Here is a 21000-nt window from a genome sequence, read left to right as displayed (position 1 = left end):
GGGAATCGTCCCGAGGACGAGCGCGCAAACGATCGACACCGCGACGAGCGGCAGGAAACGTCCTGAGAGAGCTGCCACGACCCTTGCTTTCCCTCTATCGGATGTCGCCTTCACCGGTGTCCTCTCCCGAGTCCTCAGAGTCTCCAAAGCGCCCCATGTATGCCTTCAGAACCTCATGGAACCTCCGCCCGCTTTCGGAATCGGCGGCCCCAGCGGGGCCCTCTTGTCGTTCCGCTTCGTCCAGTGAACCCGGAGCCAACTCCGCCAGCATCGAAACGTGCGTTCCCGTGGCCCCAAGAACGAGGAGCCTGTCCCCGACCCGCACCAGGTGCACTGCCCGCCCCGGCCCGAGGGGCAGCGACTCGCACAGCTCCATGGCCGGACGACCCCTCCTTCCGGCACGTCGCCACTGCAGGGACCGCAGAGCCAACCCGACAAGGTATATGAGGGCGATGACCAGCGCAAGACTCACTGCGAGCCGGATTCCCGTCACGACCACGTCCACAGCAGCTGCCACCTCCGAGCCGGTTCAAACAAAGGCACGTCACGCCTTGGTGCCACTCAACCTTTCCGCAGGAGCGATGATGTCCACGACGCGAACGCCGAAGTTCTCGTCAATGACCACGACTTCCCCTCGCGCCACCAGCTTCCCATTGACCAGGATGTCTACCGGCTCACCGGCCACCCTGTCCAGCTCCACAACGGAACCCGGGGCGAGGTCGAGGATGTCGCGTATGGTCATGCTCGTCCTTCCCAATTCGACTGTCACGGGTAGAGGCACGTCGAGCAGGAGATCGATATTGCTGTGGCTTCCCTGGCGTTGCCTGTCGCCGAACGGCGCGAATTCCGCCCTCTCGAACGCCCTCTCCAGGCTGGACCTAGGCGCCTCGTTCGCGACAGCGCGGCCCCGGGCGTTTGCGAACGCGTCTTCATCCGCTCCTGTATCTGTCCATGCGTCTGCTCCTGCGCCCAAGTCTGCGCCTACGCCTGCGCGTGCGCCCGTGCCCGTGACCGCGCCCGCGCCCGGGCCTGGGCCTGGACCTGGACCTGAGCCTTGGCCTGGGCCTGCACCATTTCCCGCCCGTTCTCCAAGTGGTTCCGGGGCCCCCACGTCGTCCGGATCAGGCGCGACACTCGTCCCCTCGCCAACTGGGTCATCGATCATCTCAAGGTCCCTCCCCTGTCGTACAGAACGCGCGACACCTGGAACGCAAGCCTCTTCCCGATTACCCCTGGTCGCGCCACGAACTTGGCTCCTCCACCCACCCGCACAACGAGGTCTTCGCCGCGCCTGGAGTCGAGCTTGATGATGTCCCCCACCGCAAGGTCGAGGAAGTCGCCCACTAGGACGGTGGCTTGGCCAAGTTCCACGGTCACGGGCACCTGAACGTTCGCCAGACGCTGCCTGATGGCCTCCGCCGAGCTAGCCTCCGCACCTCGCCCGGTCTGTTTCTTGAACCACCGCGTCGCCACAAGCCTCGGCAGCACCGGCTGAAGAACGGGGTACGGATAGCACAGCGTGACACCGCCCGTGATCTCGCCCAAGGTGACCTGGAGAGACACTGTGCCGACGGTTTCCGTCTCGGCCGTGATCTGCGCGAATTGGGGGCTCGCGACTATATTCTCGAGCCGCGCTGAGAAGGCCGTCACGTCGGACCACGCACGGGTAAGCAAGTCCAGCACCTTCGCTGTGAGATCCTGCATGAGACGCTGCTCTATATCGGTGAGCTCGCGAGGCTTGCCCTTGGCTTGGCCCGGTCCCCCCAGCACCCTATCGAGCATGCCGAAGGCAAGAAGTGGCTCCAGGGAGAGGATGGCCTCACCGTCCGGCGGGCTGATGTTGAAAACCGCTATGACGCCGGGGATTGGCAAGGACGACGAGAACTCGTCGAAGGACATCTGCTCACTTGATGTCAGCGTGACCCTGACCGGCAGCCTCAGATACGTGGACATCCACGTCGTAAGCAACCGAGCGAAGGTCTCGTGTATCATCTCAATGGTGCGCAGCTGCTCCTTGGACAGCTTGTCGGGACGGCGGAAATCATACGGCCGCACCTGCTTCTTCTTGCCGTTCCCGCTCTTTGCGGCGCGCTCCACTTCCTGCTTCGCGAACGAAGAGAGCAGAGCGTTAATCTCCTCTTGAGAAAGGATCTCGTCCAAGTTCCCGCCCCCACGTCCAGGGTCACTGAATGACAAACTCGAGGAAGTACACACCCCTCACACGAGGCGACCTCTTGTCGTCGCCGGGGAGCGCTCTCTCTATCGCCTCGGCCACACGGCTTCTTATCGCGTCCCTTCTCGATACGTCGGTCAGCTCGTCCAAGTCGCAGGCGGACAGGACCGCAATGACGGCATCCCTCACTTTGTATTCCACCGCCGCGATGTCTGCACTTGCCTTCTTGTCCGCGCATTCCACACTGATGGATGCCTTCAGATAACGCGTTCCGTCTGTGCCGGCCACGTTGACTATGAACGGCTGGAACGAGTACGTCGGACCCGGCTTCTGCTCCTGCTTCGTCGCGTTCGCAACACTGGCGCCATTCGCTCCGATACCCGCCTGTCGGTTCGCTCCGCGAGTGTACCATAGCGCCCCGGCTGCCGCGGCAAGGCAGAACACCACGCCGCCCACGACCATGACCGGAGGCAGTCTCCGCTTGCGGGCCCTCGCCTCCTGCTGTTGCCCCTGCATAGCACGAAGGTCTCTCGCGGAGGCCACTCCTGCGGGCCTCTCGGGCACCTCCCAGCCGTCCTTCGCCGGAGGCTTGGACCCTGCGGCAGCAGCTCCCGTCTGGCTCCGCGCCGTCGCAGCGGTCTTCCCTGGATCCGTTCCCGCGCGGTCCGCGCCGGTGGCAGGCACGCGGCTCGAGGCGCCAGACGTCGCAACTTGGCTCGACACAGGCTTTTGATAACCTGAGACACCCGTTGGCAAGCTCATCCCCCTATTCCCCGGAGGCCTGCTCCGGAAGCACCATCTTCTCCTTCTCTTTCAGGATGACGATATCCACCCTGCGATTCAGGGCCCTATTTGCCTCGCTCGTATTCGGCACTTTCGGCCTGTACTCGCCGTACCCCATAGCGGTAAACCTGTCCGGAGCAAGGGCCGCGCTCTCGATGAAGTACCTTAGCACGGTGCACGCCCTCGAGGTAGACAGCTCCCAGTTCGATGGGAATTTCGCCGTGCGTATGGGCAGATCGCACGTGTGTCCCTCGATCCTTATGTCGTTCGGAAGTCTGCGCAAGATGTGAGCGACTTCCGCAAGGACGCGCCGAGCCTCCGGGCGCAGGTCTGCCTGGCCGAGATCGAATAGAACCTTGTCCATGAAGCTGACCACGAGGCCTCGCTCCGTGATCTCGAGGTGCACGTCCTCGGCGAGCGCCTGAGCCTCCAAGAAAGATTGGAGTTCCTCCATGACCCCCTCGAGCTCGACTTGGGACTTCCCCGAAGGTCGGATATCGCTCGGAGGCTTTGGAACCGGCATCTCACCCGGGTTCAGGAGCTGGGGCCCGCCTGTGAGCACGCCAAGCGCGCCCTGAAGCGATATGACCGCCTGCCGGAACTTGATCGCGTCGATGGACGAGAACGCGAACAGGAGCACGAAGAAGGTCAACAACAGTTGTGTCATGTCCGCATATGACGTTATCCAGGGCGGGCTTCCACCTGATTCCTCGTCACCCGACCTCTTGCGTCTCATGTCTTTGCACCAGCCGTTTCCTTCCCGGGGCCACCGGTTGCCCTCGCGGAGCCGGGCTTACCTGTCGCATGCACCCCTCTCTTATAAGCCACCCGCGCTCTCGTGGCGGGAGGCAGGAATGCCCTGAGCTTCTCCTCAACGATCCTCGGGTTGTCTCCTGACTGAATCGCGAGGACGCCCTCAATGAGGATCTGCTTCTCCAGAGCTTCCTCTGACCCCCGCACCGCCAGCTTCCCTGAGATGGGCATGAACACGAGATATGCGAGCATGGCCCCGTAAAACGTCGTGACGAGCGCGACCGCCATGCCAGGGCCAATGGCGCTCGGATCGTTTATGTTCCGCAACATCTGTATGAGCCCGATGAGCGTCCCGATCATGCCGAACGCAGGGGCGAAAAGCGCCATTTGATCGAACAGCTTTCTCCCCATCTTGTGGCGCTCTTCGATGGCGTCGAGGTCTGTCTCCAGAACCTCCCGTATCACCGTCGCATCCACTCCATCCACCACTAGCTGCAAGCCGTGTCTCAAGAAGTCGTCCTTCACCTTGTCCAGGCTGTTGTCCAGCGCAAGGAGACCCTCACGCCGCGCAAGTTCTGCCAGGGAGATGATCTGCACCATGACCTCTGTGAGCTGCGTTGGACGGCGCGTGAACGCGACTTTCGTGACCCTCAGCACGTTCTTGATGTCATCCAAACGAAAGCTGATGAGCGTCGCAGCCACGGTGCCACCGATCGTGATCATCACCGACGGAAGGTCGATGAAGCTCTGGAGCGACCCACCCACCTCGATGGCCACACCCACAAGCACGAGTCCAGCGACGATCCCGATGAAAGTCGTAAGGTCCATGTCATGCCCCCGTGAGTCGAGTGGCACCTGCATCAGTCGCAGTGCCGTAGTGATGAGGCAAACCCGCCCGGGCACCGTCGCGTGTCCGCGTCATCCGCGAACCAATCCCCCACAGCCCTCATGCCCGGTGAAGCCGCCCGTGGTCCGGAGCAAAGCCCTGTTTCCGGCCGTGTCTGCTAGGGCGCCCCGGCCAACACCCTGGTGCGTCACGCGACAAAACCTGACCGGCCTCCGCAGATCAGGCACCTGGCCCTCTACGTGCGCGCCGCTCCTCCGGTGTCCGGTATCCCTTGCCCTAGCGCGATCGCCCTCTTGTGGGCAACCACAGCCGCCACCACCTCGTCAACAGCGTCCCTTACAACGAGCTTCTTGCCGGTGGTGAGCGTGATGATGGTATCCGGGGTCGCCTCGATAGTCTCTATCAGATCTGCGTTCACCACGATCTCGGACCCGTCAAGCCGGTGTACCCTGATCATCCGATGCGCCGCCCTTCTTTGTGTCGAGTCCCGGCTGCTGCAACGAGTCAGCCTGTCCTCTGATTCAGATACCTGCTTGAGGCCAATTTGTACGGCTCCTCTTTCCGCCTGCGTCTCCGTCCGAGATGGTCAATTCCGTGTTACGCCGCCCCTCTTCAAGCCATCTTATCGCGCTCGCGCTCATCCACGCGGCGAGGCGGTGCCCGACCCCGCCCCGAACCTACCGCGACAACTTGGAACGGGCAGGGCGGGCACCGCGGCAAACCATGTTATCTCTTGAGACTCAGGAGATCCTGTAACATCTCGTCAGCGGTCGTTATCACCCTGGAGTTCGCCTGGAAGCCGCGCTGCGAGATGATCATGTCTGTGAACTGCTTGGCAAGATCAACGTTCGACATCTCGATGGCACCGCCGATGATCTTGCCCTTGCCGTCTTTCATGGGCTCGCCAATTATAGGAGCGCCCGAGTTGGGCGACACCTGGTAGAACCCTCCGCCCATCCGGAGAAGGCCGCCAGGGTTCGAGAAGTTCGCCAGCACCACCTGGGCCAGCGTGCGATACTGGCCGTTGGAGTAGATGCCGGTGATCACCCCATCCGCGTCAGCAGCAAACGTCTCGAGAGTGCCCGCGGGGAAACCATCCTGGAAACTCATGGACACCGACGAAGGTTCGGCGTACTGGGTGAGGCTTTCTACATCTAGCCTGACGTCCTGTTCGGCGGACCCATTGGTCGATAGGATCTTGAACGTAGGAGGGTAATCATACGGGCCAGCTTCCAAGTCTGGATAAGTCGCCAAGGCATTCTCACAGGCGTTCTCAGTCGCTTCTGTGTCGACCTTGCCGTTCTCGTTGAATAGAAGGAAACCCTTGCCCACCACGTCGACCTTAGAAGGGTCTCCTACCGGCTCAAGAGGTTCTGTGACTTCCCAGTACCACGCCCGATCGCCGATATTCGTCGTGGTGCCTGTTGCAGGGTCATTGATCTGTACTGTGGGATCCAGCTTCCTGAAAGTGATCGGCATCTCGTGGAGCCGCCCGAGAGAATCGTATACTTGGAGAAGGCTGCTGAAGCTGTCCCCAGCGACTGCCTGTGAGTCAAGGTTTCCGCGCAGAATGGTGTTCCTCGTTGCAGCAGCCTCCATGACCTGTCCTATCAGGATCTTGATGTCCTGGGGTGGTTTAGTTGTGTCGATCTCACCTGTGGAAGGGTCGACGGGCCTGCCCTGTACTCGATAACCAGTCGCAGGGCTCACGAGTACACCGTCAGCACCGATCTGGAAGCTGCCGTCGCGGGTGAAGTACGTCTTGAGCCCGTCGCTCAACACGAAGAACCCGATGCCATCAATGGCGAGATCGCTCGGCACCTCGGTCACCTGGATGTTGCCCTGGGTGTGCCAAGTGTCTATGCTTCTAAGGCTTGTCCCGAGCCCGACCTGCATGGGGTTGATGCCTCCCCTTCCGTCCTGCACCGGGGCGCCACCACCACGGATCGTCTGGACCAAGAGTTCGTGAAACGTAACCCTGCCTGTCTTGTAGCCAGGCGTGTTGATGTTGGCGATGTTATCGCCAATGACGTCCATCCAAACCTGGTGCGATCTCGAGCCGGAGACTCCGGCAAACATCGACCGTAGCATTGTCGTATTTGACCTCCTTCCTTCGCTGGCCGCCGGTGTCGCCGGCGGCTCCGGGGCCCCCTCGAAAGAGGTCCAGCCCCACGGCGCGGTCTCGTCGCAGTCACACTATCACCGCGCTATCGATGTTGGTGAACACGTTTTCCTTGATGTGCTCCCCGTCCACCGCGGTTATGACCGTGCGGTTCCTGATGCTCACCACGAGTGCGAGGTTGTCCATGAGTATGAGCGACTCCCTCGCGCCTTTCGCGGAAGCTCTGTCCACCGCCTGGGCCAATCTTGCCATATCCACCTCTGAAAGGGAGATGTTCCTGGCCCTCATTCGCATCTGGGCATGGCCGGAAAACCTCACGCTCTGCCCCTCGATCTCCCGCCTCAAGACCTCTCCGAACGACGGGGCAGAGGCAGCGGAGGTCACGGTGTCGCCAGCGGGTTTGCTGCGGACCTTGTCAACACCCCCGGCGGGCACAGCCGCTCGCATCGGTATCTGGAATTCGGACGGCACCTTCTCGACCAAGACAACCACTCCTCGACGCATCGTCCCTCGCGCTCACGCGATCTCGCTCACATCGGTCACGAGAACTTCTTTCCCCTCCACAACGAGGTACGCGACGCCGTCTCTGAACCTCACGCCGGAAACCGTGCCGGTAACGACCCCTTCGTCCACCGCGGCCGTGACCTTCTTACCGATGAGCGCCGCAGCCTGAGTGGCGTGCTGCATCTTCGCGAGGCCCTCCATGGCCACACTCAGGTTCTGCATCTGCTCGAGCGTGGAGAACTGAGCCATTTGCGCGATCATCTCTCTGTCATCCACCGGCTTGAACGCATCCTGGTATCGCAGCTCGGTGAGGAGCAGTTTCAGAAACGCGTCCTTGCCGAGCTCCGTTCTACTGTCGCCCTTCTCAGCGGCGCTCGTCGGCGACGCTTGCGCGCCTGCCCCGGATGTCGCTCGGATATTCACTGGCTTTCCCTCCTTTCCTCAGGAATACGAAGCTTCCCGCCGCGGTCCGCCCGGCCCGCCGCAGCCTGCCCAACTAACCCTGCCAGCCCAGCCGGCCCCTGTCACGGGTGCGCGGTCAGCCCCGGGCGTCAGCTGGCGGAGCCCTACGCCACGCAATCCACTATGTGCGCCGCCCCGTGGAACGGCCGCGCTACAGCGAACTGACCTACGGCGCGCAGCGAGTCTGCTCTCTCGCCTCCCTGGGCGGCCCCCGATTCGCCACGCCCCGCGCCGCCCTCCGCCCACCTCGACCTCGACCCGTCCCAAGCGATCCCGGCTCCGAAGCCCCCAGAAATGGTGACGCTCCCGAGGTCCAGACCTCGCTCAGCAAGGGCTACCTTCAGGTCACCTAATCCGGCTTCGATGAGCTGCCTCGTAATCGAGTTCTCGGCCCTGATCTGTGCCACGATTCGTCCGGGTTCAGCGGTTATGCGGAGGTGGACCCTCCCCAAGACATCGGGTTTTAGGTCTATGACCATCTCCGCTTCAGATCTTCCGAGCCGTATCTCCGCCCTTCTGACGATCTGATCGACCACCGCTCGGGCCGTGATGGGCACCGCGCGCTCGGGCATCCCACGATCTCCCGGCATCGGAGGCATCTCTGCTCTTCCGTGGAGAGGGCGGGGTTCGGACATCCCGCATTCCGCGGCGAAAGGCTTTTCTGATACGGGTTCGGCTTTCTCGTTCTCCGCGGCCCATCGCGTCGTCGCGCCACCTGTCCTCCCGCTTGACCCGGCCACCCGCTCTCTGACGGGCGTTCGCGGGGACTCCGGGCATCCGACGGCGAACCGCGTCTGAGCCGGCGCCTGGGTGTCCGCCTTCTTCTCCGCTTGAGCCACAAGGGTTCGGCCGGTGACCTGCGACCCAGCCTTCGGCACGCGAATCCCGAGCGGTCGTCCGGAGCGGGCCTCCGGAGGACTATTCACACCGCCTTCGAGAGGAATGCCCGCCTGTCTTGTGGACGCATCGCCATCGTCACCGTGCGAGCCTAGCCTCACATTGGTCTCGACCGGTATGATGGCGGCGCCTCTAGGCTGCGTGTCGGCCTCTGAACGACTCTCTAGCGAGAGACCTACCGGTGTGCCCACCGCCGACTCAAGCATCGTCCCGCCTTCTGCCAGAACGTCAACATGCGAACCGGAGATCGCCGCGTCTTGTCCTCGTGGCGACTGGCTGGTCACCTCGCACCTCACTTGGGCAGACCCCACACGGGGGACGGCGCCCTTGCTCACGCCCACGGCCACGGACGTTCGCTCGACCGAACTTTCGCTGCGGACAATGAACGCGGACTTCACCCCGAGATTCGACCGATCCGCATCGAGGGGTGCCTCGAGTCCCTTAGGTCGAGGTTCCAAGGCCTGTTCCAAGGCCGGTTCCGAGGGCGCTTCCGAGGCAGGTTCCGATGCGGAGATGCTGTCTGTCCATTCTGGCCTCCCCATCCTCGCCTGTGCTGGAAGATCACACGCATGCGCCGAGGATGGCCGCGCCTCCGAGTCTTCCCCTGGAGCCATCTCGAGCACTACGTGGTCCGCTCCGTCGGGCGGGCATCCTTCAGTACGGGACACCTCGCTCCCCGTCATGCCCACAACCTTGGAATCCTCGAGCCTAGGGGTCCGGTGCACCGTCTCGCCGCCACGGCAAGCGACCGCCGCGTCGCGGCGCCCCCAGTCTTTGCCCAGGACTCGGACATGGCCCTCGATGCTTCCTGTTCCGCGAAAATCGGCAAGGATGTCGGGCGCCGCCCCCCGCTTCCCGCTCGCGGACGCGCCCCCGGCCGCGTGGTCAACCGGTGCGCCACCCTCCCCAGACTCGCCCGGTCGAGGCGTCGACGTCGATCGAGATCCGTCACGCAATGGCTCCGCCGGAGCGAGGCTCATCTCAACCTCGTCCGCCAGTTCGCAAGGAGTCACCGGCACTTGCATTGCCCCCGACGCGCTGGTCTTCAGAGCGAAGACCTTCTCATAGCCTCCGGCCCCCAGTCTGTCTCTCTTCTCTACCTGGCCCCACTCTTCCGCCGTCCGTACGCCGTTTGGCAGCGGTTGCCTCGCCCGGCGCGCATGCGCGCGTTCCGCCGGCGCGGGCCCATCCTGCGCAGCCGCTCGCTCAGCTTTGCGGTTGCGCGCTGATGCCCCTGGCGCCAGCTCCATCCGCGTGTTCTCTGGGCTCACGGCACCACCCCGCCGCACGGAGCTTGCGCCGCCGTGCTCGGGCAGGCCTACTGCCTCGGAAACCCTACCCGTGTCACGGACCACACCCCCGCTCAGTGTCAGCGCATCGGCGGCAGTCGTCGCCGCAGGCGCCGTAATCGCCTCCATGGGTTTCGCGTCCGCGGGGTTTCCCTCCACCTGAGCCTGGGCACCACCCTGGGCGGCCAAGAGGCCGTGTGCCGCCACAAGCCTGGACACGGAGGCGGAGGACTCTTCGCAGGGAGCGCGACCCGCGCCATCCGAGCAGCAACTCTTGGTGCGGCGAATCGCCCGTGCGTCGCATTGAGAAAAGGCATCCCCCTGCTCGTCCCTTAGCCCGGTGCTATCCGTTCTCCCGACGCTGCCCGTCTCGCCCGCCTCACCGGGCTTGCCACCCTCGCTCGGTTTGCCCGCCTCCACCGTCTCCTCGGCCAAGTCAGTCTCGCCGATCCGGACGACCTCGTGGGCTTCGTACACGCTTCGCTCGGCGATGGCCCCGGGGTCGCCTACCGCAACAGTCCCCGCAGGGACAGGGTCACCCGCATCAACGTGCGTCCAGGGCCTTGAGCCGTTCGCGTTTGCCGCCCCAATACGCAAGGCAAGCTCTGCCCGGAAGTCAGCGCCGCAGCCTCCCGAGTCCGTCTCTGAAAGTGCAGCCCCGACAGTTCGAACCCCTCCCGCGCCGGCTTGGCAAATGTCAGCTGTCGCCTTCACCAGGTCCAAGCGCACGGAAAAGGACGTTTCCACTCAAGTCTTCACCTCCTTTCCGAGCGTATCTCATGGATCCCACCTCGTCGAGGAACGCTTGCTCTTCCCGGAGGATGCCCTCGCGGTAGCGCGCGTACGCCCGTTCCCTAAGCTTCTCGACGACCTTGCGCCTGCGTCTCGCCGCGATGAGCGCGTCCCTTTTCGCGGCCTCCTCCCGGGCCGCGCGCTCCACGACCGCCCGTTGTTCCTCGATTCGGTGGGCCAGGAACCCAAGGTAACGGTAGTAAGCAGCGATATCCTGGACATTCAGGGTGCCGCACACGTTCGCCCGTAGGGCTTCAAGGGTCGCGCCGCGCGCCGCCCCCAGCGTTTCGAGCACGCCTTTCTCTCGCCGGAGCGCCTCCTGGGCCCGCGCCAGGTCCTGCTGGAGGGCGTTTTCTCTCAGCCGCCTCACCTCGAGCAGCTTCTCCAGGCGAAACCTGAACCTTTTCATGATCCGAACATGCTCCGCAGCCTGGACACGGTCTCTCCGTAGTCCGCCTTCTCGTTGATCCCCTGTTTGAGGAATGCGTTTATGGTGTCGATCATCGTCTTGGCCCAGTCGATCTTCGGGTTAGTGCCAGGCACGTAGGCTCCGATGTTTATGAGGTCCGCCGCTTCCTTATAGATGCTGAGCGCCTCCCGCATCCTCGCGGCAGCCTTGACGTGCGCTTGGTCCGCGACGTCTGACATCACCCTGCTCACACTCGCCAGCACGTCCACGGCTGGGTAGTGGTTCATGGCGGCAAGCTCCCGCGCAAGGACTATGTGGCCGTCGAGAATGCTCCGCGCCGCGTCGGCTATGGGCTCGTTCATGTCATCCGCCTCGACCAGCACCGCGTAAAGTCCTGTGATGCTTCCAGACGACGAGTTCCCCGCTCGTTCCAGCAGGCGCGGCATCATTGAGAACACCGACGGCGTGTACCCCCGCGTGGTGGGCGGTTCCCCAATGGCGAGTCCCACCTCCCGTTGCGCCATGGCGAGGCGGGTAAGGGAATCCATGATAAGGAGCACATCGCGCCCGGTGTCGCGGAAGTATTCCGCAATGGCCGTCGCGAGGAAAGCCCCTTTCAGCCGCACGAGGCTTGCCTGGTCTGACGTGGCCACGACCACGACCGACCGCCTGAGACCCTCGGGGCCCAGGTCCTTCTCTATGAACTCGCGGACCTCGCGGCCTCTCTCGCCGACGAGCGCTATCACGTTCGCGTCCGCGGAGGTGTTCCTGGCGAACATCCCCAGCAGTGTGCTCTTGCCGACGCCGCTCCCGGCGAATATCCCGAGCCTCTGCCCCTTGCCGCACGTGATTGCCGCATCCACGGCCCGCACGCCGAGGGCGAGAGGTTCCAAGATCCTGGCGCGTTCCAGCGGGGCTGGAGGCGCGTTGAACAGGGGGTATTCCGCTTCGATCCTGATGGGCGGCTTGCCGTCGAGCGGCCGTCCGAAGGCATCGATTACACGCCCTAAGAGCCCCTCGCCCACCGGCGCCACGGCCTCCCTTCCGCTCGCCACGACCTCGCTTCCGGGCTCGATGCCGTTCCTGTCGCCGAGAACCATCAGGAGGGTCTTGCCTTCCCGGAATCCCACGACCTCAGCGTGGATCGGCGCCCTCTGGCCCCGCGTGTATATCCGGCAGATCTCGCCCACATGCGCTGGCGGGCCCATGGACTCCACCACGAGCCCTATGACCTGCACTACCCTTCCGCTCACCCGCAACGGGTCACAAGCCCTCATGGCGCTCCGGAACCTCGACACGTCAAGGTTCGTCGCGGGGCCGCGCCCGTTCCCCTGAAACCCATTTCGGTGTAGCCCCTCCCGGCGAGACGTGCCGTAGCATACACGGTAGGGCGTCGGGATCTCAGTTGCCATTGGCGTCGCCGTTGCCAAAGAAAGCCCTCCTGATCTCGCGCAGCTGCGTTCCAAGCCTTGCGTCCACCGACCCGAACTCCGTGTCCACGATACACCCGCCCGGTTCTACCCTGGGATCTTCAATGATCTCGATGGCTTCCACGTCGTCTGCCATCCTGATAAGCTCTTCACGGAAATCCTTGACTCGTTCCAGGTCCCACGCGCTCACTCTGATTCTGACGGACCCTCCGGCCTTCGCCTTCTCGACAGACTCCCTGACCATCTCCAGGACCACGGACCCGTCGACGGACACCTCGTGCCTCAAGATCTTCTCCGCCACCTCGATCGCGAGATCCGCCACGGTGTCCTCCGCCGCTCTCACGGCGTCCTCCGCGGCCTCGGCCACCCCACGCGCAAGGGACTCCAGGTACTCCAGGAACTCCCTCGCGCGCTCCATCACTTTGGCGGTGGCTTCGGCACGCCCGTCTTCGTAGCCTCTTTCGTAGGCTTCCTTGAGAATCCGTGCGCTCTCCCCAGTCGCCTCATCAAGTCGAGCCTTGGCGGCCCGTTCCGCCTGCTCGATGATGGAGCGGGCAAGCGCGGCCGGATCGCCTCCCTGTCCCAACGATCCGCCTGCACCGCCCCTGATTGGGACCGCCTCGTCGGGAAGCGCGGCAAGGATCGCCTCAAGCGGTCCCTTTCCCACGAGCGCGGGGTTGCCACGCAACTCCTGTGCCTTGATGATCCTAGACAAGCACCTCGTCCTCCGTACCTCTCGCGATGACGATGTCCCCCGCTTCCTCCAGCCTGCGGATGACGGTCACTATGCGTTGCTGAGCCTCTTCCACAACCCTCAAGCGGACCGGGCCCATGAACTCCATGTCCTCCCGCAGCATCTCAGCGGCGCGCTCCGACATGTTGCTGAAGATCCTCTTCTTGACCTCGTCGCTCGAGGCCTTCAGCGCTAGGGCGAGGTCCTTCGTGTCGACCTCCTTGAGGAAGGTCTGGATCGCCCGGTCATCGAGGAGTGTGATGTCCTCGAACACGAACATGAGGTTCTTGACTTCCTCTGCGAGCGCCGGGTTCTGCTCCTCCAATTCTTCGAGTATGGTCTTCTCGGTAGCCCTGTCCACACGGTTCAACACGTCCACCAGCGCCTTCGTCCCACCCGCGAAGTTGTAGCTCTGGCCTCCTATGGCGTAGAGCCTATTCTCCAGGACCCTCTCCACCTCCGCGACGACCTCGGGGGACGTCCTGTCCATCTCAGCAAGCCGCACGGCTACTTCTGTTTGAAGCCCTTCGGGTAGAGCGGAGAGCACCGCCGCCGACTGCTCGGGACGGAGATAGGCCAGGATCAGGGCTATGGTCTGAGGGTGCTCGTTTTCGATGAAGTTCACGAGCTGGGCCGGGTCTATCTGACGCGCGAAGCTGAAAGGCTTCTCCTGAAGAGCAGCCGTGATCCTGTCGATGATCTCGGAAGCACGGTGGGCGCCGAGCGCCCGCTCCAGAACTTGCCTTACGTACTCCACGCCGCCCGTTGCGAACTCCTGTGCTTCGCACCTCTCGTAGAACTCCTCCAACACCTGCTTGCGGGTTTCGTAAGGAACACTGCCCAGGCCCGCGATCTCAAGGGTAAGTTGCTCGATCTTTGCCTCGTCGAGGTACTTGAATACCTCCGCCGACATCTCGGACCCCAGGCTCACGAGAGCTATGGCCGCCTTTCTCTTTCCACTGAGTTCAATGGATGGTGCCAAGGCCGGTCACCTCTTGTCCTCGTCCATCCATCCGGATATCACCCTCGCTGCCGTTTCTGCCGCGGGAGCAGGACGCGCCGGGAGCTCCTTCACCAGCCTGCCGGCGTCCCCCTGTCTTTCCCCCTGTCCTGATTCTTGCGCCGCGGCTACAGGCGCAGCAGGCGCGCCCTCCGAGGCGATGGGAAGGGGTGTGGCCGCCTGCACCGGCACCGCCACTGGTCTCTCGAAGGTTCTTTGGCGGACCACTGAAATCACGAGCCCTACCAGGAAGAGCGCGATTATCCCTGCTAGCACGTATTCCATGTTGGCCAGCAAGACTTCTCCCACGTTCGGAGGCCCTTCGATCCTCCCCGCCCCCGCGGTGGATGCTTCCTCAGCCTCAGGTGTCAATGGCGCCCCGAATTCCATGGCTTCGACGATGAGCGAATCACCTCTGCCGGGGTCGATCCCCACCGCCGCCCCGATGGACCTCGTGATGGCTTGAAGCTGATTGTCACTCAAGGGGGATGCGACTATGGCCGCGACCGAGAGCCTTCGCACTTCGCCGGGCGCCTTGATGGTGTGCTCGACGACCCGGGATATCTCGTAACGGGTAGTCTCCTCCGACCTCTCCTCGCCGCTCGTCTCCGCCTGGCCTGCCCCGGTGCGGTAGACGCCTTCCGCCGCCACGTTGGCGGCGGCCTGTGCCGTGCCCTGGTCTGGCTCGCCTGTCATCTGTGCCGTCGCGGCAACGTCGAGGCGCTCACCGCCGTTGGAAGCCTGAGCAACCGTCCCAGCCGGCGCTCCCGAGATCGAGTTGCCCTGCGCGACCACCGCGTCCAGAGTGTCTACGTTGGATCCGGTCCCCGGTATCCCCGAGGCCGGGTCGGACGCAGTGGAACGAACCTCGTGCACCTTCGTTTGTTCGCGGATCACCCCAAGCCCCGTGGGTGTGGGCTGGAAGAGCTCGCTGTTCTGCTCCCTGCGATCGAAGTTGATCTCCGCGCTCACGCGCACGACGACCTTCCTCGGGCCGAGCACCTCGGTGAGCATGGTCTCGACGCTCTTCTGAAGCTCCTTCTCGTACGCCCTCTTTGCCTCTAGCTGGCTCACGGAAAGGGACGCGATCACTCCTGTTTCGGAATCCTCGCTGGCAGCGTAAAGAATGTTGCCGTCCACATCGAGCACCGTCACGTTGCCGGGAGTCAGCCCTTCCACGCTCGACGACACCAGCCTCACGATCCCCTGCACCTGTCCTTTGGTCAGCGTCGCCCCGCTACGCAGCTTCAACATCACCGAGGCCGTCGGCGGCTTCTTTTCGTCGGTGTACAACTCCGGCTCCGGAATGGCGATGTGGACCCGTGCGTCCTCGACCTCGCGAAGCTGCATTATCGTGCGGGTGAGCTCTCCCTGGAGCGCCCTCCGGTAGTTCATCTTCTGAGTAAACTCCGTGACGCCAAGAGTCGTCTTGTCGAAGATCTCGAATCCAACGGTGCTTCCCTTGGGAAGGCCTTGACTGGCCAAGTCCATTCGGGTCTCGTACACGTCAGAAAACGGCACCTTGACGGTAGTACCCCCATCTGAAAGCTCATAGGGGATACGCATTTCCCTTAGCTTGGTCACGATGTCCGCCGCGTCACTCGCTGAGAGGTTGGTGTAAAGCGGCACCATTTCGGTCTTGCCCGCTCTGCTCAAGAGAAGCACCATGGCGACCACTCCCAAGGCGATCGCGAGAAGGACCATGAGCTTCTGGCTTGACGTCATCTGGTCCCACAGCGAGCGCGTCTGGCGCCCAAGGTTCTGCCCGATGGCTGCCATCGCTTACACCTGCATCCTCATGACTTCTTGGTAAGCCTCGACGATTTTGTTACGTATCTGCATCGTGAGCTGCAGGGCGACGTTTACCTCCTCCACGGCTATCATGACCTGGTGAAGGTCCTTCAGCTCGCCTGTGGCGAGCTTTTGGGTGAGCTTGTCGGCGTTCCTCTGGAGGTTGTTCACCGTGTCGATGGCATCGTCCAGCATCTCCTTGAAGTCCTCCAGCGTCGCCTGGGCTCCCGTCGCGCTCCTGCGGTCGAGCTCGTCCAGCGTCTTCTGCAGCGTCGAGCTGATCTTGATGTCCATCACACCACCCCACCCCTAGTGCTGAAGCCTCGCGTCAGGACACCGGCACCTCATCACGGAAACGGCCCGCGCATCTCACGCACAAGCCTTACGCACAAGCATCATCCCTTGCCTATTTCGAGCGCCCTCATAGCCATCGTCTTCGCCGCGTTGAGGGCGGTGACGTTCGCCTCGTAAGCCCGCGTCGCCGAGATCATGTCCACGAGCTCTCTCACTGGATCGACGTTGGGCATTGCCACGTACCCGCGGGCATCCGCGTCCGGGTGGCCGGGATCGTACACCATGCGTGGCGGAGACGGATCCTCCACTATTCCCACGACCGCCACACCCCGACCGGGCGCCTCGGCCACCCTCCGGCCAAGGCCGCGCTGCTCGCTCGTCCCGAAGCCAGTTCTCCAGAAACGGGTCACGAGCGCCTGGAACACGGCCTGCCGCCTTCTGTAAGGCCCCCCGTCCTCCGTGCGCGTCGTGTTGACGTTGGCGATATTGTTGGCAATAACGTCCATTCTAAGGCGTTCAGCGGCGAGACCTGTGGCACTTATCCTGAAGGATGAAAAAACGCCCATGCGTCATCGCCTCCCCTCGCTGATGACGTACTTTAGCAGGCTGAAACGATCTGATACGAGACGAGACATGGCGCTGTACATCATCGTGGTTTCTGCCAGGCACGCCATCTCGAGATCTATGTCGACGCTGTTCCCGTCGCGCCTCACCGAGAGATGGTCCTCCTCAATGGTGGGCTGCCAAGATCCCGGGTCACCACGGGAGATCGCCGCCTTGAGCTGGTCCTCAAACAAGACACGCCTTGCCTTGAAGCCAGGGGTATTGACGTTGGCGATGTTGTCAGCCGTGACTTCGTGCCGGAGCGACAGCGCATCCAGCACTTTCGACAAGGCGACAATCGTCTGATCTCCGAGAACAGGCATCACGACACCCCTCCGTCTTCGACATCTTCGACATCTTCGGCGTGTTCGCGGTTAACAGCGTACGGAGAGACAGAGACTCACCTGTAAGCTTAGCAAATATGGTGCCAACTGGAAATGGGACAGCGTTCGACACAAAGCGCGTTGTGTGAGGATGCGCGCTGGAAGCGCGGAAGGCGGCCGGTGAAGGGCGGGCAAAATTTGCTCAGCATCATGTATTTCTTTCGTCCCGCTGAGGGCGTCGTTCGCGGCCTCAGCGCTCAGGCGACTCGAAAAAGAGGGTCCGGGGAATACTAGTCGCGGAGGTGGAGCCATGGGTCGAAACCGCAGCATTGTCTCGGACGAGGTGAAGTACGAGATCGCGCGGGAGCTCGGCTTCGCTGACAAGATAAACGTCGACAATGGTGTGTACGACTACAGCAACATCACCACGAGGGAAGCCGGACTGATAGTCCGGGGCCTCATCCAGAAGGCCGAGGAGCTCTTGGCCGGACGGACCAGGAGATAGGGGCATAAGCCCCTGCTCCTGGTCCGTCCACACCTCTTTCGAGCGCCTTGCTTTCGTCGAATTGTCCCTACTGAGACCTGCGTGATTTCTTGGGCTCTATGTTCTATCTGTGTTCAGCCTGTCGCACGTGGAACACGCGCCATGGAGGGATCCACGTCTGCGGATTGTGACTACGCCTTCGCTGCCTCGTGTGGTATTTCGCCGCGCGTGATCTTGGTCATGACCGTCCATGCCTCGATGATCAGCCACACCTCGAGGAGAAGGACTATAGCGTCAATGACCGAGAGAAGCCAGTTGCCTGCGGCCAGGTAGTTCCTCAGATTGCCGATCATTCCCCACGTGGTAATCACGATCATGAAGACCATCGGGGCCGCCGTGTAGATCAGCGGCTTCTTCTGCTTCGCCACGTACACCGTTACTACCAGGAGCGCCAGCCCTGCTAGGAGCTGGTTCGTAGCTCCGAACAGAGGCCAGATAACGTTGGCGCTTCCTCTGAAGGCGAGGAGATACGCGGTTACCACGGCGATGAGCGTGGCTACATACCTATTCGTGAGCCACTTCTGGCCGGCGGCGTCTCCGAACTCCGAGATCACGTACCGCTGCAAGCGCGTGGCCGTGTCAATGGTCGTGCCGGCGAAGCTGATCATGAACACCGCCAGGATGTTGAGGGAAAGCGCCTTCGGGATCCCAAGCGCCGCAACTATCCGCGCGCCGCCCTCGGCAAACGTTGGAAGCGTTGGGACCTTCGCGTAATTCGCGTACGTAGCGAGCCAGGTCTCCCTGGAGACTCCCGTGGTGACGGCCAGGATAACCAGGGTCGCGAGCGCGGCCTCGAGCATCATCCCTCCATAACCTACCGTGACCGCATTGGGCTCCTTGTCGATCTGCTTGGAGCTAGTTCCGCTCGAGACCAGGCTGTGGAACCCTGAGATGGCGCCGCACGCTATCGTTATGAACAAGAACGGTAACATCGGAGGGGCTCCAGCCGGCGAGGTGATCACGGCAGGAGCAACGATAGGCTTGGGCGCGATGACTATTCCGAGAATGAGCAGAACCATGGCGACTCCGAGCTCGAGAGCGTTGATGTAGTCTCGCGGCTGCAGTAGGCGGTGGACAGGAAGTGTGGCGGCGAAGTAGATATACACCATGATGATGACGAGCCATGCCGCTTTGCTGAGGCTTATCGGGATGAAGAGCCCTATCCAGATGGTGAGGTACATCAACGCTATCGCCACAATTGAGCCCACGAGGAGGCTGCCCTTCCTATTGAACAGATACCATGAAAGCCCCATGGCTATAGGGATCTCAACCCAGATCGGGAACGCTGACTCCGGGTAGGTCGCAAAAAGGTTGGCCATGAGAATCGCGAAGATGGCTATGACTATCCAGAGACAGAAGAATATGATCGCAAAGAACAGCGTCCGCGCGCGAGGATTCACGATGGACCCCGTTATGTCACCTATTGACTTGCCTCGTTGCCTCATGGATACGACGAGAGCGCCGAGGTCGTGAACCGCGCCCGCAAAGATGGACCCCAGCACAACCCAGAGCAGCGCAGGAACCCAGCCCCATATGACACCGAGAACCGGGCCTACGATGGGACCGGTTCCTGCAATCGAAGTAAAATGGTGACCCGTGAGTATGATTCTGTTCGTCGGCACGTAGTCTACCCGGTCGTTGATCTCCTCCGCCGGAGTCACGTTCTTGGCGGCTAGCTCGAACAGCTTGTGCCCGAGCTTCTTACCATAGAGGTTGTAGGCGACTATGTACAGGAGGAAGGTCACCACCATAACCAGCAGAGAATTCATCGCATCCACCTCCGTATGAGAATTTGGAAGCGAACCTCCCCCATGGCGCGTCAACTGTACATTTCGAGGTAGAGCTTTTCATTCCTGCTTGCGGAGAGGACACGTCGTAGCTAGGATCTTGCTGGATCTCAAGACGTCGGAAGGCGGGAAACGTCATCCATTGAACATGTTCATGGCTTCGTCGACGCCGGAGGCGATCCAAGCCTCCACCGCATCCGCAGCGCGGTCGAACGCCTCCAGCATCACGGCAAGCTCTTCACGTGTAAACCAGCCGAGCACGTAACCCGCAGCGTCTTCGGAAGGTCCCGGTCTTCCGATGCCCACCCTCAGCCGCGGAAAGTCCTGGCAGCCCAGAAGAGAGATTATGGATCTCAAACCCTTGTGGCCTCCGTCGCTCCCCTTGGGACGCATGCGTATGCGTCCGGGTTCGAGTGCCATGTCATCCACAATCACTAAGATCTCGGAAGGCGCCGCCCCGTACCAGTCTGCGATTGCACGAACTGCATACCCACTGCGATTCATGTAAGTGATGGGTTTGGCGACGATCACCTGTTCCCCGCGGATCTCTCCCTGCCCCAGGAGCGCGTGGAATCTCCTCTGCGCGACCCTGATACCGTGCCTCTTCGCGAGGAAATCGACGACCAGGAAACCCACGTTGTGCCTGGATCCTTCATACTGGCTGCCCGGGTTGCCGAGCCCGACGATGAGTTTCACGAGCGTAATCCGCCTTCTCCTCGTCAGCTTGCCTCGCCGGCAGTCTTGGCCTCTCCGGCCCCACCAGCCTCGCCCGTTTCAGCCGCGGGCCTCTTCTCCTCCGCTCCTCGCGCTGGCGCCGCCACCGTTACCACGCTCTCGTCTGCGTGGCTCAGCGTCCGTACGCCCTTGGGCAGCCTGAGATCGGCCACCTTGACAGAATCGCCTATCCGCAGCCCGGAGACATCCACCTCTACTCTCTCGGGCATATCGGCAGGTAATGCGTGAATCTGGATCTCCCAAAGCAGGTGCTCTATTACCCCACCGTCGTTCGGACGCCTTTCCTCTCCTACCAAGACCACCGGAATGGTGGCGGTAATGGCCTCCGTCAGGGAAACCTCCTGGAAGTCGACGTGGATGACGTCGCCTCTCACGAAATCTCGTTGAACTTCCTTCAGAAGAGCAGTCTTCTCAACTCTGCCGTTCCCTGCACCATTGATGACCAGCTTCACTAGCTTGCCGGCGCCGAGTCCGGCTTGAACCGCCCTGTAAAACTCCCTTTCATCAAGGCTGATGGAGGTGGACCCTGAGCCCTTTCCATATACCACGGCGGGCACTTCGCCCACGACCCGCGCCTTGCGCGCGTATCCTTTGCCGGTTCTCTCTCTTGGCCGTGCATTGACGACTATCTCTTTCATATTACAACCGCTCCTTCCAACGTTCGTTGCGGTCTCGTCGAACTCCGGACACAACCCCATGCTCTGTCGGTACTCTCTCCCAGGCTTTCCT

At 62.3% G+C, this 21000-nt stretch carries 22 protein-coding genes and 1 pseudogene; 1 reads left to right on the top strand and 22 read right to left on the bottom strand.

What is annotated here, in order from left to right; translation table 11 throughout:
- Positions 1-94: 94 nt before the first annotated feature.
- The 19 genes and pseudogenes from fliO to NUW12_08030 all read right to left on the bottom strand — a co-directional run bounded on the left by fliO (position 95) and on the right by NUW12_08030 (position 17205).
- Positions 95-505, bottom strand: a complete 411-nt coding sequence (gene fliO / locus NUW12_08120; GenBank protein MCR4402736.1) for a flagellar biosynthetic protein FliO — start codon at positions 503-505, stop codon at positions 95-97.
- Between the two features lie 39 nt (positions 506-544).
- Positions 545-805, bottom strand: a pseudogene (gene fliN, locus NUW12_08115) (flagellar motor switch protein FliN).
- Between the two features lie 356 nt (positions 806-1161).
- A complete protein-coding gene (gene fliM, locus NUW12_08110) occupies positions 1162-2160 on the bottom strand; it encodes a flagellar motor switch protein FliM (GenBank protein MCR4402735.1) in 999 nt (332 codons plus the stop codon).
- 22 nt (positions 2161-2182) lie between these two features.
- Positions 2183-2935: a flagellar basal body-associated FliL family protein gene (locus tag NUW12_08105; GenBank protein MCR4402734.1), complete on the bottom strand. Its 753-nt coding sequence runs from the start codon at positions 2933-2935 to the stop codon at positions 2183-2185.
- A gap of 4 nt (positions 2936-2939) precedes the next feature.
- Positions 2940-3692, bottom strand: a complete 753-nt coding sequence (locus NUW12_08100; protein MCR4402733.1) for an OmpA family protein — start codon at positions 3690-3692, stop codon at positions 2940-2942.
- The gene (locus NUW12_08095; protein ID MCR4402732.1) at positions 3689-4537 is read right to left on the bottom strand and encodes a motility protein A; all 849 of its coding nucleotides are present in this window, start codon (positions 4535-4537) and stop codon (positions 3689-3691) included. The genes NUW12_08100 and NUW12_08095 overlap by 4 nt, the downstream gene beginning before the upstream one ends.
- 254 nt (positions 4538-4791) lie before the next feature.
- On the bottom strand, positions 4792-5013 hold the full coding sequence (locus tag NUW12_08090; GenBank protein MCR4402731.1) for a flagellar FlbD family protein: 222 nt from the start codon (positions 5011-5013) through the stop codon (positions 4792-4794).
- A 269-nt stretch (positions 5014-5282) separates the two neighbouring features.
- Entirely contained in the window at positions 5283-6647 is a 1365-nt protein-coding gene (locus NUW12_08085; GenBank protein ID MCR4402730.1) for a flagellar hook protein FlgE, read from the bottom strand.
- Between the two features lie 100 nt (positions 6648-6747).
- Positions 6748-7170 carry a flagellar protein gene (locus NUW12_08080; GenBank protein ID MCR4402729.1) on the bottom strand — a complete coding sequence of 141 codons (423 nt, stop codon included), beginning with the start codon at positions 7168-7170 and terminating at the stop codon, positions 6748-6750.
- A gap of 24 nt (positions 7171-7194) precedes the next feature.
- On the bottom strand, positions 7195-7605 hold the full coding sequence (locus tag NUW12_08075) for a flagellar hook capping protein (protein ID MCR4402728.1): 411 nt from the start codon (positions 7603-7605) through the stop codon (positions 7195-7197).
- Positions 7606-7748: 143 nt separating this feature from the next.
- Positions 7749-10577: a flagellar hook-length control protein FliK gene (locus tag NUW12_08070; GenBank protein MCR4402727.1), complete on the bottom strand. Its 2829-nt coding sequence runs from the start codon at positions 10575-10577 to the stop codon at positions 7749-7751.
- Entirely contained in the window at positions 10528-11031 is a 504-nt protein-coding gene (gene fliJ, locus NUW12_08065) for a flagellar export protein FliJ (protein ID MCR4402726.1), read from the bottom strand. The genes NUW12_08070 and fliJ overlap by 50 nt, the downstream gene beginning before the upstream one ends.
- Positions 11028-12308 (bottom strand): flagellar protein export ATPase FliI, encoded by a 1281-nt coding sequence (gene fliI, locus NUW12_08060; protein MCR4402725.1) that lies wholly within the window; start codon positions 12306-12308, stop codon positions 11028-11030. The genes fliJ and fliI overlap by 4 nt, the downstream gene beginning before the upstream one ends.
- Positions 12309-12432: 124 nt before the next feature.
- Positions 12433-13176: a FliH/SctL family protein gene (locus tag NUW12_08055; protein ID MCR4402724.1), complete on the bottom strand. Its 744-nt coding sequence runs from the start codon at positions 13174-13176 to the stop codon at positions 12433-12435.
- Positions 13169-14176, bottom strand: coding sequence for a flagellar motor switch protein FliG (fliG, locus tag NUW12_08050; protein ID MCR4402723.1), 1008 nt, complete (start codon positions 14174-14176; stop codon positions 13169-13171). The genes NUW12_08055 and fliG overlap by 8 nt, the downstream gene beginning before the upstream one ends.
- A 6-nt stretch (positions 14177-14182) precedes the next feature.
- Positions 14183-15973, bottom strand: a complete 1791-nt coding sequence (fliF, locus tag NUW12_08045; GenBank protein ID MCR4402722.1) for a flagellar M-ring protein FliF — start codon at positions 15971-15973, stop codon at positions 14183-14185.
- Positions 15974-15976: 3 nt separating this feature from the next.
- Positions 15977-16279: a flagellar hook-basal body complex protein FliE gene (gene fliE / locus NUW12_08040; GenBank protein ID MCR4402721.1), complete on the bottom strand. Its 303-nt coding sequence runs from the start codon at positions 16277-16279 to the stop codon at positions 15977-15979.
- A 101-nt stretch (positions 16280-16380) separates the two neighbouring features.
- Positions 16381-16845, bottom strand: a complete 465-nt coding sequence (flgC, locus tag NUW12_08035) for a flagellar basal body rod protein FlgC (GenBank protein MCR4402720.1) — start codon at positions 16843-16845, stop codon at positions 16381-16383.
- A 3-nt stretch (positions 16846-16848) separates the two neighbouring features.
- A complete protein-coding gene (locus NUW12_08030) occupies positions 16849-17205 on the bottom strand; it encodes a flagellar basal body protein (GenBank protein MCR4402719.1) in 357 nt (118 codons plus the stop codon).
- Between the two features lie 310 nt (positions 17206-17515).
- Between NUW12_08030 and NUW12_08025 the strand changes: the two genes are divergently transcribed.
- Positions 17516-17710: an alpha/beta-type small acid-soluble spore protein gene (locus NUW12_08025; protein ID MCR4402718.1), complete on the top strand. Its 195-nt coding sequence runs from the start codon at positions 17516-17518 to the stop codon at positions 17708-17710.
- A gap of 170 nt (positions 17711-17880) precedes the next feature.
- Here NUW12_08025 and NUW12_08020 read toward each other — a convergent pair whose 3' ends face one another.
- From NUW12_08020 to NUW12_08010, 3 genes are all read right to left on the bottom strand, one after another.
- Positions 17881-19518 carry a carbon starvation protein A gene (locus NUW12_08020; protein MCR4402717.1) on the bottom strand — a complete coding sequence of 546 codons (1638 nt, stop codon included), beginning with the start codon at positions 19516-19518 and terminating at the stop codon, positions 17881-17883.
- Positions 19519-19671: 153 nt separating this feature from the next.
- Positions 19672-20232 carry an aminoacyl-tRNA hydrolase gene (gene pth / locus NUW12_08015; GenBank protein ID MCR4402716.1) on the bottom strand — a complete coding sequence of 187 codons (561 nt, stop codon included), beginning with the start codon at positions 20230-20232 and terminating at the stop codon, positions 19672-19674.
- A 23-nt stretch (positions 20233-20255) separates the two neighbouring features.
- Positions 20256-20909, bottom strand: a complete 654-nt coding sequence (locus NUW12_08010; protein MCR4402715.1) for a 50S ribosomal protein L25 — start codon at positions 20907-20909, stop codon at positions 20256-20258.
- Positions 20910-21000: the final 91 nt, after the last annotated feature.

The sequence above is a fragment of the Bacillota bacterium genome (genome assembly GCA_024653485.1).
Classification (GTDB): Bacteria; Bacillota; SHA-98; order UBA4971; family UBA4971; genus UBA6256.
The sequence above is the reverse complement of the archived record's forward strand: the minus strand, read 5'-3'. Positions and strand labels throughout refer to the sequence as shown.

Bases quoted from the DNA above. Each gene is read 5' to 3' on its own strand.
- NUW12_08105 (MCR4402734.1), bottom strand. From the start codon at position 2,935: ATGAGCTTGCCAACGGGTGTCTCAGGTTATCAAAAGCCTGTGTCGAGC.
- NUW12_08100 (MCR4402733.1), bottom strand. From the start codon at position 3,692: ATGAGACGCAAGAGGTCGGGTGACGAGGAATCAGGTGGAAGCCCGCCC.
- NUW12_08095 (MCR4402732.1), bottom strand. From the start codon at position 4,537: ATGGACCTTACGACTTTCATCGGGATCGTCGCTGGACTCGTGCTTGTG.
- NUW12_08090 (MCR4402731.1), bottom strand. From the start codon at position 5,013: ATGATCAGGGTACACCGGCTTGACGGGTCCGAGATCGTGGTGAACGCA.
- NUW12_08085 (MCR4402730.1), bottom strand. From the start codon at position 6,647: ATGCTACGGTCGATGTTTGCCGGAGTCTCCGGCTCGAGATCGCACCAG.
- fliJ (MCR4402726.1), bottom strand. From the start codon at position 11,031: ATGAAAAGGTTCAGGTTTCGCCTGGAGAAGCTGCTCGAGGTGAGGCGG.
- fliI (MCR4402725.1), bottom strand. From the start codon at position 12,308: ATGAGGGCTTGTGACCCGTTGCGGGTGAGCGGAAGGGTAGTGCAGGTC.
- fliF (MCR4402722.1), bottom strand. From the start codon at position 15,973: ATGGCAGCCATCGGGCAGAACCTTGGGCGCCAGACGCGCTCGCTGTGG.
- fliE (MCR4402721.1), bottom strand. From the start codon at position 16,279: ATGGACATCAAGATCAGCTCGACGCTGCAGAAGACGCTGGACGAGCTC.
- flgC (MCR4402720.1), bottom strand. From the start codon at position 16,845: ATGGGCGTTTTTTCATCCTTCAGGATAAGTGCCACAGGTCTCGCCGCT.
- NUW12_08030 (MCR4402719.1), bottom strand. From the start codon at position 17,205: ATGCCTGTTCTCGGAGATCAGACGATTGTCGCCTTGTCGAAAGTGCTG.
- NUW12_08025 (MCR4402718.1), top strand. From the start codon at position 17,516: ATGGGTCGAAACCGCAGCATTGTCTCGGACGAGGTGAAGTACGAGATC.
- NUW12_08020 (MCR4402717.1), bottom strand. From the start codon at position 19,518: ATGAATTCTCTGCTGGTTATGGTGGTGACCTTCCTCCTGTACATAGTC.
- NUW12_08010 (MCR4402715.1), bottom strand. From the start codon at position 20,909: ATGAAAGAGATAGTCGTCAATGCACGGCCAAGAGAGAGAACCGGCAAA.